Raw genomic sequence first — 13,189 nt, forward strand, 5'->3', positions numbered from 1 at the left:
AAGTAAATAAAAACCGAATGGAGGATTTCGTATGAAAATCGCATTAACAGGAGCAACGGGGCAACTGGGTTCCATTGTGGTAGATACATTGCTGGCATCCGTCCCGGCAAAAGACCTTATTGTTAGCGTAAGAAATCCGGAAAAAGCAGAGGGGTTACGTAATCGTGGCGTTGACGTTCGTCATGGCGATTTTGACAAGCCAGAAACGCTGGATCAGGCATTTGCTGGTGTAGATCGATTGTTGATTATATCCGCAGACGGGGATAATGATACTAGAATTCGTCAGCATAAAGCGGCTGTTGATGCTGCTGTGCGTGCGGGAGTAGGCTTCATCGCGTATACCAGTGCGGCCAATGCCGCTGACAGCACTCTATTCCTTGCACCCGTACATCGTATTACGGAGGAGTTCATTCGTGAGTCAGGTATTCCTTACTCCTTCTTGCGTAATAATTGGTATCTTGAGAATGAAGCAGGCACGATCCAATCCGTACTCGCGGGAGCTCCATGGTTAACCTCAGCAGGGTCCGGTAGAGTAGGTTGGGCTGCCCGCGCTGATTACGCGCAAGCGGCTGCAGCCGTGTTGTCTGGCGAAGGACATGAGAATACAATCTACGAGCTCTCTGGTAAGCCGATTACCCAAGAAGAGTTGGCAGCGATACTTGCTGAGGTCCTGGGTAAGGACGTTCCTGTACAGCAGGTAGACGATGCTGCGTATGCCGAGATCATGCTCGGTGCGGGAGTACCGGAAGGTGCCATCCCTATTGTGGTAGGCATTCAACAAGCGATTCGTGAAGGAGCTTTGGATGTTGTAAGCAACGATTTTGAGAAGCTGTTGAAGCGTCCCCTGACGCCGCTTAAGCAAGGAATTAGTGAACTGGTCAAGCAAATCCAAGCATAATAAACGTGTCGTACAAAACGGGTGCTGCCTAGGAAGGTTAGCATCTGTTTTAGTTACATTCATAACTGGAACCGCGACTGATTATCCAATATACTTGTAGGGAACTCCAAGATGGCTTGGAATAGAAATAAAAAATGAATGGAGTACATAATACTATGTCTAATTTACCAAATTGCCCTAAGTGTAATTCAGAGTACACTTATGAGGACCGCAGTCTGTTTATTTGCCCGGAATGCGCTCATGAGTGGTCTGCCGAGTCAGAAACTGAAAGCAGTGAAGACGTAAAAGTCGTCAAAGATGCGAATGGTAACATTCTTAAGGATGGTGACTCTGTAACTGTCATCAAAGACCTTAAAGTGAAGGGAAGCTCTTCCGTCTTGAAAATTGGCACCAAAGTAAAAAACATCCGTCTGGTGGAAGGCGACCACGATATTGATTGCAAAATTGATGGTTTTGGAGCAATGAAGCTAAAATCGGAGTTTGTTAAAAAGAATTAAAGTATATAGCAGAGAAACTGTTCAGTTCCATGAGGATTAAAAAAGGAGAAGCCGAGGGCTTCTCCTTTTTTATTAGCATTGGGCATCATTGGGCTTCCAATGCTCATGCCCATATAGATGTCATAGTGGTGCCAGCCACACGTTTCCTGTTCCCCTGTATACATTAACCAGCCCTTCGCCGGAAGCGGCCGAGCCCATTTTGGTTTTCCCCGATTTTTCGACGGTAAACTGTAGGGTGTTGGACCACATAAGGGCAAAGTTACCATCCACCTTAAGCACATCATTTTGCAATTCTATAACGACCGCTTCATCAGAAGGGATCGGCGCTTGAAGTGCCAGTACTCCTTTTCCACGGGCGCTTAAATTAAATAACCCTTCTCCGCCCAGTGCAGCAGAGGAAAGATTACTACGTGCAACAACGGATATGTCCAGTGTGGCGTCGCAAGCTAAAAACAATCCGTCTTCGATGGCAATGTCATCATTATCGACATCAATAAGCCAAATATATTGATAGGTAGGCTCCAGCATGATGGTTCCCGTGCCTTTATAGTGCGGCTTAATGGCACCTGTCCCTGTTACAGCACCGGATACCAAGTTTCGCATTAAGCCTCCCACGCCTTTTACACCGGTAGTCATTTCCATGCTACCTACAGTATATTGCATGGCACCTGCCCTCATCATAATCTCACTATTATTGATTTCGATCATGAGCTGCTTGCGGCGCATGTTACTTTTGCTCATATAGTAATTGTCTTTCGCAGCCGCAACCGAGGTGCAACTCAAATCTGTTATGTATTCCAGTACCGTAAATCCACCTAATTGGTCAGTGATGGCAACATTGCTGTTATCCTTTAAATTATTAATAACAAAAGCCATAAATGTATGCGCCTCCTTGTTGTTTTCATGGTGTGGGGATGGAAATCTTATTTACTCCATACCATAATTCGACAAAGAGACTGCTTTTCCTGCGCAGATCTCGGCACTTCTCTCGCCTGATTTTCAAACTCAGAAAAGGAGAGCTTGAAAAAGATATAAAAAAGGTTCAATATAAAGATATCGGTTTTTAAAATGATTGCTTCGAAAGCAACCGAATGAAAAATGAAACATACAATAGGGGGTAAGACAAGTGGAGATAGGTATAAGTACGTTTGTAGAAACAACACCGGATCCCCAAACCGGTGAGGTTATCAGTCACGCACAACGGATACGTGAAGTGGTCGAGGAAATTGTACTTGCTGATCAGGTAGGACTGGATGTGTACGGCGTGGGAGAGCATCATCGTAAAGATTATGCGGCATCTGCTCCGGCTGTTATACTGGCTGCTGCTGCGGCACAGACCCGACGAATTCGCCTAACCAGTGCGGTTACGGTGCTTTCATCGGATGATCCGGTGCGCGTGTTTCAGGATTTTGCTACGCTGGACGGTATTTCGAACGGACGAGCTGAAATTATGGCAGGTCGAGGTTCCTTTATCGAATCGTTCCCGTTGTTTGGATATGACCTGGATAACTACGATGAGTTGTTTGATGAAAAACTGGAACTTCTTTTGAAAATACGGGAGTCTGAGAAAGTGACCTGGAAAGGCGGACATCGGCCTGCGATCAACAATTTAGGCGTGTATCCGCGTCCGGTGCAAAATCCTTTGCCTGTATGGATCGGGAGTGGAGGCAATCAGGAATCTGTGGTTCGTGCGGGCTTGCTTGGATTGCCGTTGGTGCTTGCCATTATTGGGGGCAGCCCTATGCAGTTTGCACCATTGGTGGAGTTGTACAAAAAGGCAGCTAAGCAGGCAGGTCATGATGCATCGCTGCTTCCAGTTGCATCCCACTCGCATGGTTTTATCGCGGAGACCACCGAGCTTGCAGCGGAAAAGTTTTTCCCTTCCACTCAGCAGAGCATGAATGTGCTTGGACGTGAACGTGGTTGGGGTCCTTATACTCGTTCCAGCTTCGATGCCGCGCGCAGCTTTGAAGGAGCATTGTATGTAGGTGATCCCGATACGGTTGCCAAGAAAATCATTCATCTCCGTAAACAGGTAGGCATTACACGTTTTCTGTTGCATGTGCCCGTCGGCACGATGCCGCATGATGATGTCATGAGAGCTATTGAGTTATTGGGAACAGAGGTAGCGCCACGGGTGCGTGAAGAGATATCCAAGTGGGAATCTGAGAGCAAATAAGCGGATTGACCTCAGCATAGAGAAAAGAGAAAGGAGCAGACCGTGTAAGGAGGTCGCTCCTTTTTTGGTTCTAAATAATTCTGTATGGGTTCTAAACAATCTGTATAGGTGAGTTCAGATCATTCTTTATTTTGTCCGTTTTTTATGAGTGATGCGTTTCTGTAATTGAGGTTTCCCTTGTTGTAATCTCTTAGGTTTGGCAGGAACTCTGCGCAAGATAGGTTTCTCTTGGGTTGCTTTGGAAGGCAGCGTCATGCGGAGTGTGGTTGATGCAGGTTTTCTTTGGCTGCTGCTTCTTATAAAGTCGATAGTATAGTTCAAGACGAACGGGCTAACCGCAATTCTCCGCAGTCCCACGTTTCTACAAGTGGTACAGCCTGTATCCCAGCACCAATCGAAGGCATTCTCAGGAACTTGAGTGAAGTAAGAACCCTGCCATGTACGTCCAAAATCATCCTCGGCGTAATAGAAAAACGTATTACCTCCGGCGAAGCCGCTCCATACTTGAATAGTTTGACCGGGGTTCACGCGATACCAGCCTGCTTTGGAGTAGTTAACAGGAGTACAGCTGAAGTCCGGATAGGCAAAAACTACAAAGATAGCCGCATTGGTGCTGTTGCGAAAATTGAGACCCATTGTCGCCCCTTCTTTCCTCATATAGTAATCTTACAGTGTAGCTTATGAGTATTTTGAAAGAAGGAAACGGACAAGAGTCTCTTAATTGCTAAAGTTGAACCATTTGCTGATGTCTATTTTGTTATGTTCATTCAAAGATCGCCATTCGTTGGATTCCGGTTGATAGGTATAATCTTTTTGCCAGGTTATGATGTTTTCCACGATAGCCCGTATGGAAGAGACAATATAAGAAGCTTCCTGATTGGTCATCATGGGATGAAGCGACAGACGCACCCAGCCCGGCTTTCGAGATAAGTCTCCCGCATGAATCAGGTCTATCATTTGTTTAGAAGCTTGCTGGTCGATGCCCAGCAAATAATGTCCATAGGGCCCAGCACATGAACAGCCACCTCGGACCTGAATGCCAAATCGATCATTGAGTAGTTTTACAATCAGGTTATAGTGAATATGGCCGACAACGAAAGAAACGATTCCCAGTCGATCTTGGCTGCTTCCCCCCAAAATGTGCAGACTGGGTATGGAGCTCAAGCCTTTTAGCAATAATGAGGTCAGCTCCTTTTTACGCTCCGATATGCGTTTGTATCCCATTTGCTCCTTCAACTGAATACAGAGCGCGGTTCGAACAGCCTGTAGAAAAGGAGGAGTGCCTCCATCCTCGCGAGCCTCAATACTATCTTTATACTCGTATCCACCCCAAGGACTGGTCCAACTTACCGTGCCGCCTCCGGGCTGATCGGGAGCACAATGGAGACACAGCCGCGAATCCATAATGAGAACGCCGCTTGTGCCGGGGCCACCAAGAAATTTGTGAGGAGAAAATACAATCCCGTCCAGTTTCTCAAGGGGATCTGTAGGATGCATGTCGATCTCCGCATATGGTGCACTTGCCGAAAAATCAACGAAACATACGCCACCATGTTCATGCATTTTGCGGGATAGTTGGTGAATTGGCACTTCGAACCCTGTAACATTGGAGCAGGCGGTAAAAGCGCCAATCTTGATCGGGCGATGCCGAAATTGATGCAGCAGTCGTTCGAGATGAGCTGGATCGACCATTCCTCCGGGGCCCGGAGGGGGACACACAACGTCTCCAATGGTTTCTGCCCAGGAAATATGATTGGAATGATGCTCCATGTGTGTAACAAAAATAACGGGGCGGTCTTTTTCGGCGATGGGGTAGAGGGGCTTTAATTTTTCATGTATTTTTAATCCTAATAGTCGCTGAAGCTTATTCACCGCACCTGTCATCCCAGACCCGGCGAATAGGATGATATCATGTTCGTTGGCATGAACGTGGTTCTTAATGATTTGTTTCGCTTTTTCATAGGCTTGGGTCATCAGAGTACCTGTCAAATTAGACTCCGTATGCGTGTTCGCCACAAATGGACCTAATTCATAAGCTATTTTCGACTCGATGGGTCCATACAGACGACCGCTAGCTGCCCAATCCGCATAAATCAGCTTTTTAAGCCCATATAGAGATTCAAAGGTCTGGTGATAACCGATTGTATTTTCGCGATACTTTTGAAAATAAGCCTCGTTAGAAGGCTGATACCTACAGTTACTACTTCCGATTCGAGCCATGAGCATACGGCGCCTCCCAAGTCGTTCTGTCTTCTTAGGGTACGTAGGTAGGCTGGAATAGGTTAAAAAAAATGGGCGAATGTCATCATTTAGTCAAATTAAAAAGCCTCATCCAACAGCAGGATAAGGCATGGGTATATATTAGATAAAAAGTTGCATATCTGATTCGAGCGCATCCTTCAGATACGTTTTGGCCTCGATAATTTCCAGTTCAGGTATGAATTCTTCCGGTTTAAAGCCCATAATATCCACCGATAGCTTGCAGGCATAAAATTTGACGTTTTTCTTCCGGGCCCCTTTCAGGAAATGGATCAGCTTCGGTGCTTCATTGTCTTCCAGCATTTCCGTCAGCATCAACTTGCCCAGACCGCTAAAATTCATATGGGACAGCGGCATGGCTTCAGGCCCTTTGGGTGTCATCATGTCCATGAGTTTCTCGTAAATTGTTTTGTCCTCAAGCGTCATTTTATCGGGATCACGAACCAATGACAATCCCCAGAACGCAAAAAACATCGTAACCTCGACATCCAGCTCCCGAGCTGTATTGGCCAAAATCAGTCCAGCCATTGCTTTATCATAATCGCCGCTGAACATAAGCAAATTCATCCTTTTATCCACGATCTTCCGCCTCCATTACCAATAGATATATTCAGTATGGATTTGGAAATGAGAACTATGCCCAGTTCACATATTGATCACAATTGTTGAGGAGGCACTTACACCAGTTAAGAATCAATATTCTACCTTAAGGGAGTAAAACTGACCTTTTGAATTAAAGTCTCCACTCAGCTTAGGTGAATGATCTTTTTCAAAAGTGACTCTGCCGTGCATTTGCGTATTCTTAATCACTTTATATCCGGTCAGATCAACGTTTAGCAGTTCTTTATCCTGTTTTTGGGCCAGTTCCAGAATTTGATCTTCTGAGAATGATTTCAGTTTTTGCTCTACTGTATCGACTTCTGCTTTGTCTTTTCCGAAAAGCTTGTCTGCGAGAATTCTGGTATTGATCGACATCACTTGATTGGAGCCCTTTTCGACCTGAATCCAAACAGGGCTTTCCTTATCACCGTTTTGGAACATAAATTCAAAAACCTTTTTATTTCCCTTCGCAATCAGGGAGATGTGCTTCAGGTTTCCTTTGGTTACTCCGTCAAGAGCTCCAAACACGCCTTCTGCCGCTTTCAGAGCTGTCTTGTCTGCCTTGCTCGTGTCAACGTCCTCTACGGTATGATCTAACTTGTTATTTTTAATCATGAATGTGCGATTACCTACTTCGACATGGGCATCCGTTATATTCCCATTTTTATCGGTAGAAACTTGATCAAATCCTTGCCCTTTAACACTTAATTCGATTTCATTTCCTAAAGCTTGCTTGTAAACGAGCTCCAGTTTCTTACCTGTAATCTCCTGTAATTTCTTTTGAGCATTTTTAATAACTGTACTGTCTGATGGTGTAGATGCATTTACAGTAGATGAGCTTGTGGTAGTGCTCTTGACAGAAGAGCTTGCTGCATAGACATGAGTCGGTATTACCGGAAGAGCGCCGATGATTCCTGCAAGTGCTGCTGTAGAGATTGCTTTGTACAATTTTTTCATTTCTTTAAAAATCCTCCTTATTAGTACTATTATTTGCACATTATAAAGAGACGGAATAAGTTTCCTTTTTTTTGCACTAATTTGGATGTTTTTTGGGGATATTCAATACCACATGTCAATTTGTGATGAGAATAGACTCTAAAACTCCTGCCGTTACCAATGTCATATCTACAAACCCATCCCATTCTGTATAATCTCAAGGGAATTCAAGACACAAGCCTGAGATCGGGAGGATTATAAGAAATTGAGTATAGAGAACAAATATAAAGCACTTGAACTGGAAAAGCCGGGCATCTACGAGCTGGAGGGTCTGGAAGTCGGGGTCACCTCTAATTGCAACTTCAAGTGTGATTACTGCTGCGCATATCAGCGGAACGACGGACAATGCATCAGCAGCAAAGAGGTCATAGGTATTATTGATGACATTCCAACGTTAAAACGTGTGCGACTTTCCGGGGGCGAAGTAACCTTAAAGTATGACGATTGTCTGGACATCGTGGCTCACTGTTCGAGCAAGGGAATTGCAACCCAGCTTAATACCAATGCGAGCTTGCTTAGCCCTGAACGAATTGAGAAACTGCGTGACGCAGGGCTTTCCAATATTCATATCTCCTTTAACTTCACGGATGCCGATAAATATGCAGCCTATTATCATGTTCACCCTCGTATGTATGAGAAAATCGTTCAAAATATCCGTTTGTGTACCGAAGCCAAGCTGGAAACGGTGCTGGAGACATTGTTATTTGAAGAGACGCAGAACAACATGCCAGCGATCAGTGAAAAGGTTTACGAACTCGGTGTACGCATCCATGAAATCCAAAACAGCATCGTGATGGATCATACGAATTGGAACGCGATCTCCACCAAGGAAGCACTTGTCCGTTCCGTTCATGACCTGATTGCGCATAAAAAAGACGATACTGTGTTGTATTTTACCTGTATGGACCGTTTTGCTGAGGCGCTGGGCTTCAAGGAGCAACCGGGGGTATACTTTTCCAACTGTGTTGATGGTAAAAAACAGCTCCATCTGCACGGGAACGGGGACATCCTAATCTGTGAACTATGCCATCCTGTAGTCATCGGTAATATCTATAACGGAACGTCCTTAAAGGATATTTACAAAAATAAGCCCAAGCAGCTTCAGGAGTTTCTCGACAAACTGCCTTGTCCTGCATATGATGCGCTTTTCCCTGGAGGAAGCATATAGATATAATTTGAGATGATGAGACAATAAGCATCTACTACCCTAACGAGTAGGGTGGTAGATGTCCTTCATGTAACTCCACGAGTCCTTTATTATTTGTTTTAATGAAAGGGTTTACATGTTAAGATATATAAAAATGCAAGCTTCTTATGAAAGAAGGAGTAGATATGAGATATAGAAATGTAGGCAACAGCGGTCTTAAAATTAGTGAAATCGGACTGGGGAGCTGGTTAACGTACGGTACGGTCGCCGAACAGGAAGCAGCTCATACCTGTATTGCCAAGGCCTTTGAACTTGGGATTAATTTCTTTGATACCGCGAACGCGTATAACCGTGGAGAAGGCGAGAAGGCTATGGGAGCCGCATTGAAGCCTTACCGGAGAGAAAGCTATGTACTTTCTACTAAGGTATTCTTTCCTATGGATTCCGGTCCCAATGACAGAGGGCTGTCACGCAAGCATATTATGGAGCAATGTGAGGCAAGTTTGAAGCGGCTCGGCACGGATTATATCGACATGTACTTCTGCCATCGTTATGATCCAGATACTCCGTTGGAAGAGACACTGCGGGTGCTAGATGATCTTCAGGCTCAAGGCAAGATCTTGTATGCTGCGGTCAGTGAATGGAGTGCCGCCCAGCTCACGGATGCTTATGGTATCGGAAAAAGGCTGAATCTGCGGCCGCTGATTGCCAATCAGCCGATCTATAATATGTTCGAGCGTTATATCGAGCATGAGGTTCTTCCCGTATCCGGGCAGATAGGCATCGGCCAAATTGTATTTTCACCTCTAGCCCAAGGCATCCTCACGGGTAAATACAAACCGGGACAACCTATACCGACGGGGAGTCGCGGGGCTGATGCCTCTGTCAATAATGTCATCAGCAGTTACATGAACAATACTGTTCTCAACTGCGTTCAGGAGCTGGACAAGCTGGCGAAGGATTTGGGTGTCACCCTGTCACAACTCGCGCTTGCCTGGATTCTGAGAGAACCGGGTATCAGCGCTGCACTGATTGGGGCTACTAAACCGGCACAAATCGAAGAAAATGTGAAAGCAGTCGAGGTGACTTTGCAACCGGAGACCTGCGCGGAAATTGAGCAGATTCTGAAGCAAACAGAGGGATTTGAGCCTTTGCGCTAAGCATTCACACGAGCCTCTATAGAGGGAAGCCATCAATAACAAAGTCTCGCTCTTCCTGTCCTTAACAGAGAAGGGCGAGACTTTTTAACTTGCTTCAAGCATCGCATAGATGCCTGAAATCATACTAAGTGCAATCCCGCTCACTAAAACAAGGATTTGCTTCTTACTGAGATCCAGCGGATCAAAAAAGATGGGCAACAGCCATTTTAGACTGATGACAGCCCATAGACCTTCCACCAACCCCAATATCAATACCTTTTGCCCCCAGTGAAGCTTCATCTGCGGTGTTAGCGGACCTTCAAGAAACAGGTCACCTGAAGTATGAATATTCCAAGAAACGATAACTACGAATATCACAAGCGTTAATAATGTTGACATAATATAAGTGATATCTTTTTTAGCCTTTTTCGTGAGTTTGGGCGATTTTTTAAACTCAGGGAATCCGATCAGGAAAAAGACGATTCCTACGATAATAGCCACCCCTACAGAGGAACCGAGTATAATATTCGCTATAATGCCGATGCCATTGATGAGTAATAATAAAATATGCTCTCCCCCTTTGGGGCTACGATGATAGTTATTTTATTGTACACGCAGGAACGAAAATGCTCAAATATTTGGAAAAGCCCCTGGCACTTTTTTGCCAGAGACTTTTGGGCGTATGACTGATTATAAAGCTGCTTTAATGACCTTTTTATAGTACAGAATGGATAGAACTCCAAAAATGGAATATAGGGCAGTGTATAGTACCATTACGATGATCATAGGCATCCAAACTTCGGTTCCAAACAAGAACCAGCCGGATTGGACGGCGAAATAGCTGTGTGATAGGCCAATCACTAACGGAATGCCGAAGTTAAAGAGTTGTTTTATTTTAATGCCTCGCAGCAGGTCACTTTGGGTGAAGCCTAACTTTCTCAATACAGTATAATTGGCCTTTTCGTCTTCGCTCTCATCCATCTGCTTAAAATAAAGAATACAGCCTGATGTAATGAGAAAGGTCAGTCCCAAAAAGCCAACGACAAACATGATCACTCCCATATTTCTCTTCTGATTGCTGCTCATTTCAAGCTGTGATGTTTGTTGATCGTTAAAATTCGCAGCTGCAAACAGTCGATCGGCCTCTTTGATCTGTGCTTCATTTAGTATATCAATTCCAATATATGGGGATGACTTCTTCTGAATCTTAGGATTTACGTCTTTTTTTAACCGCTCAAAGATGGTTTCATCTACAATGGCAGTGGGTAGCCCCCCGGCTGTAAAATAGTAAGGAATGACATAATCCCTTTTTAGACCCACATATTGTTGAGGTATGACTTCTGTTTTTCCCTTCAAATCCAAGGGTCCAAAGTCTTTCAAGGACATGAATTTCTGTAACATATCATTATAGCCCGTTAAAACCGTTTGGCCTGGAGATACATCCGTACCCTCCACAGATTGGTCGCTAATGACAGGCAGTGTCATGGAATCCGTACCATCATTTAATGGTTCCATAGGAGTCTCCATAATTTGTGCTGTCTTCACACTGACTTGAATGACTTCAATTTTCTTTTCACGATACTTTATATCATGCTGATGAAGTAACGCTTTGAATTTCTCCGCATCCGGCACATTCGTCATGGCAAAATGGGAAGGTACATTGTCCTCAGCTGCTTGATCCGCAGAATAATAGGCGATATAGCTTAAGGATAGTAAACCGATAGCAAGTGCCGATACTGTCGTAATAATGCTTAACAACAAAGCATTGGATTTCATGCGGAACATAATGGATGAGAGGGACAGCACCTCATGGATGTTTAAATATCCGCCTTTGCTTTTTCTGATGATATTGGAAATAAAGCGGATGGATCCTTTATAAAAAAGAAATGTCCCGATGATGACAGAGCCCAAAATAAACACCATCGCCATAAATAGTTCATTTAAGGATGTAAAATCTCCACCAAATAATCTGGAGGAAACATAGTAACCTAAGGCGATAAGCGAGATGCCAATGATCCCGATGATCATCTCAAAGATCGTTATTTTCTTGATTTTCCCTTCGGTGGTTGAGGTCACTCGGAACAAAGACAAAATACTTTGTCTTTTGATAAAAGAATAATTCATGACCATGATCAGCAAGTAGATGACAACAAAAACGATGAGTGTTTGAGTCAGTGCTTGGTTAGAGAAATATAGAGTGGCAATGGCTTCGACACCCGTCGTCTTAAATAAGATCATGATCACTAGTTTGGAAAAGGAGAATCCAACCCCTATTCCGACGAAAAGCGAACCGAAGTATAAAATTAAGTTTTCAGCACTTAGAATGCGAAAAATTTTGTTTTTTGTCATTCCAATCAATTGAAATAAGCCAATTTCTTTACTACGTCTTTTTATAAAAATATTATTAGCATACATAAGGAAAATGCAGACAATAGCGACCAGTAAAACAGAAGCTGCCCGTATGGAGGCTGCACCTTTAACAGAACCCTTCACTTCATCCATGGAGGGATCGTACTGTAATGTGACGAAGGAGAAATAGAGCGCAACACTGAAAATGAGAGCAAAAACATAGAGATAATAATTGCTCAGATTTTTTTTCAGATTTTTAAGAATGAGTAGATTAATGTTCATGTTGAACCCCGCCTAAGACCGCTTGGGTTTTCATGATATCCTGGAAGAAGCTTTGTCTCTCCTGCACGCCTTTATGAAGCTGCGTGTACATTTGCCCATCCTTGATAAAAATAACGCGGCTGCAATGGCTGGCTGCAACCGGATCGTGCGTGACCATAATAATGGTTGCCTTGCGCTTTTGGTTCAGCTGACCCAGCTTGTTTAATAAATCGGATGCCGACTTCGAATCAAGCGCACCCGTAGGTTCATCGGCAAAAATAATAGTAGGCTCATGAATAAACGCTCTAGCCGCAGATGTACGCTGTTTCTGCCCGCCCGAGATTTCATTGGGGTATTTGTCCTTAAGCTCATAAATCCCCAGTTCTGTAGCGACTTCCTGAAATCTTCGGTTAGCCTCTTTTTTAGGCGTTTTGGTGATAGATAGCGGCAAGAGGATGTTTTCCTTCACGGTGAGCGTATCCAGCAGATTATACTCCTGAAAAATAAAGCCTAAATGCTTTTTGCGGAATTCAGCCAGTTGCTTTTCTTTCATTTTCGTCATTTCGATATCATTGATCTTAATGGAACCGTGGCTCACTTTATCAATGGAGGAGAGGACATTTAGCAGTGTGGTTTTACCTGAACCGGAGGCTCCCATAATACTGACAAATTCACCTTCTTCAATAACGATATCTATTCCCTTCAAAACCTCCTGCATATTTAGCTTATTACCATAGCTTTTGTGAATCTTATGGGCTTCTAAAATATTCACTTCGATGCACTCCTTATTGTTCTTGTAGCCTTATTATAAAAATCGTGCCGATGATTTTCCTTTGATTGGGCGAACAGTATATAAAAGCATGT

At 44.1% G+C, this 13,189-nt stretch carries 13 protein-coding genes; 5 read left to right on the forward strand and 8 right to left on the reverse strand.

What is annotated here, in order from left to right; genetic code table 11:
• The first annotated feature begins 31 nt into the window (after positions 1-31).
• Positions 32-898, forward strand: coding sequence for an SDR family oxidoreductase (locus tag C0638_RS08280; RefSeq protein ID WP_013373814.1), 867 nt, complete (start codon positions 32-34; stop codon positions 896-898).
• Positions 899-1,053: 155 nt separating this feature from the next.
• Positions 1,054-1,395 (forward strand): zinc ribbon domain-containing protein YjdM, encoded by a 342-nt coding sequence (locus C0638_RS08285; RefSeq protein WP_058711931.1) that lies wholly within the window; start codon positions 1,054-1,056, stop codon positions 1,393-1,395.
• Positions 1,396-1,515: 120 nt separating this feature from the next.
• Here the strand turns inward: C0638_RS08285 and C0638_RS08290 are convergent, their stop codons facing one another.
• Positions 1,516-2,271 (reverse strand): AIM24 family protein, encoded by a 756-nt coding sequence (locus C0638_RS08290; protein WP_013373811.1) that lies wholly within the window; start codon positions 2,269-2,271, stop codon positions 1,516-1,518.
• Between the two features lie 250 nt (positions 2,272-2,521).
• Here C0638_RS08290 and C0638_RS08295 point away from each other — a divergent pair, with 250 nt between their 5' ends.
• Positions 2,522-3,574, forward strand: a complete 1,053-nt coding sequence (locus C0638_RS08295; RefSeq protein ID WP_058711930.1) for an LLM class flavin-dependent oxidoreductase — start codon at positions 2,522-2,524, stop codon at positions 3,572-3,574.
• A 126-nt stretch (positions 3,575-3,700) separates the two neighbouring features.
• On the opposite strand, the gene C0638_RS08300 is transcribed toward C0638_RS08295, so the two are convergent.
• The 4 genes from C0638_RS08300 to C0638_RS08315 all read right to left on the reverse strand — a co-directional run bounded on the left by C0638_RS08300 (position 3,701) and on the right by C0638_RS08315 (position 7,390).
• The gene (locus tag C0638_RS08300; protein ID WP_013373808.1) at positions 3,701-4,210 is read right to left on the reverse strand and encodes a DUF1036 domain-containing protein; all 510 of its coding nucleotides are present in this window, start codon (positions 4,208-4,210) and stop codon (positions 3,701-3,703) included.
• A gap of 81 nt (positions 4,211-4,291) precedes the next feature.
• Complete coding sequence (locus C0638_RS08305) at positions 4,292-5,800, reverse strand: aminotransferase class V-fold PLP-dependent enzyme (RefSeq protein ID WP_058711929.1); 1,509 nt, start codon at positions 5,798-5,800, stop codon at positions 4,292-4,294.
• Between the two features lie 135 nt (positions 5,801-5,935).
• Positions 5,936-6,412 (reverse strand): DsrE/DsrF/DrsH-like family protein, encoded by a 477-nt coding sequence (locus C0638_RS08310; protein ID WP_058711928.1) that lies wholly within the window; start codon positions 6,410-6,412, stop codon positions 5,936-5,938.
• Positions 6,413-6,526: 114 nt separating this feature from the next.
• Positions 6,527-7,390, reverse strand: coding sequence for a hypothetical protein (locus C0638_RS08315; RefSeq protein ID WP_058711927.1), 864 nt, complete (start codon positions 7,388-7,390; stop codon positions 6,527-6,529).
• Positions 7,391-7,634: 244 nt separating this feature from the next.
• On the opposite strand from C0638_RS08315, the gene C0638_RS08320 reads away from it, so the two are divergent.
• Together C0638_RS08320 and C0638_RS08325 are read left to right on the forward strand one after the other, a co-directional pair.
• Positions 7,635-8,597, forward strand: a complete 963-nt coding sequence (locus C0638_RS08320) for a radical SAM protein (protein WP_025675717.1) — start codon at positions 7,635-7,637, stop codon at positions 8,595-8,597.
• A gap of 164 nt (positions 8,598-8,761) precedes the next feature.
• Positions 8,762-9,736: an aldo/keto reductase family protein gene (locus C0638_RS08325; protein WP_058711926.1), complete on the forward strand. Its 975-nt coding sequence runs from the start codon at positions 8,762-8,764 to the stop codon at positions 9,734-9,736.
• An 84-nt stretch (positions 9,737-9,820) separates the two neighbouring features.
• Here C0638_RS08325 and C0638_RS08330 read toward each other — a convergent pair whose 3' ends face one another.
• The 3 genes from C0638_RS08330 to C0638_RS08340 all read right to left on the reverse strand — a co-directional run bounded on the left by C0638_RS08330 (position 9,821) and on the right by C0638_RS08340 (position 13,097).
• A complete protein-coding gene (locus C0638_RS08330) occupies positions 9,821-10,216 on the reverse strand; it encodes a hypothetical protein (RefSeq protein ID WP_013373802.1) in 396 nt (131 codons plus the stop codon).
• 189 nt (positions 10,217-10,405) lie between these two features.
• Entirely contained in the window at positions 10,406-12,346 is a 1,941-nt protein-coding gene (locus C0638_RS08335; RefSeq protein WP_058711925.1) for an ABC transporter permease, read from the reverse strand.
• A complete protein-coding gene (locus C0638_RS08340; protein ID WP_013373800.1) occupies positions 12,336-13,097 on the reverse strand; it encodes an ABC transporter ATP-binding protein in 762 nt (253 codons plus the stop codon). Before C0638_RS08340 ends, C0638_RS08335 begins: the two co-directional genes overlap by 11 nt.
• Positions 13,098-13,189 lie beyond the last annotated feature (92 nt).

This window comes from Paenibacillus sp. lzh-N1 (assembly GCF_002872435.1).
Classification (GTDB): domain Bacteria; phylum Bacillota; class Bacilli; order Paenibacillales; family Paenibacillaceae; genus Paenibacillus; species Paenibacillus polymyxa_C.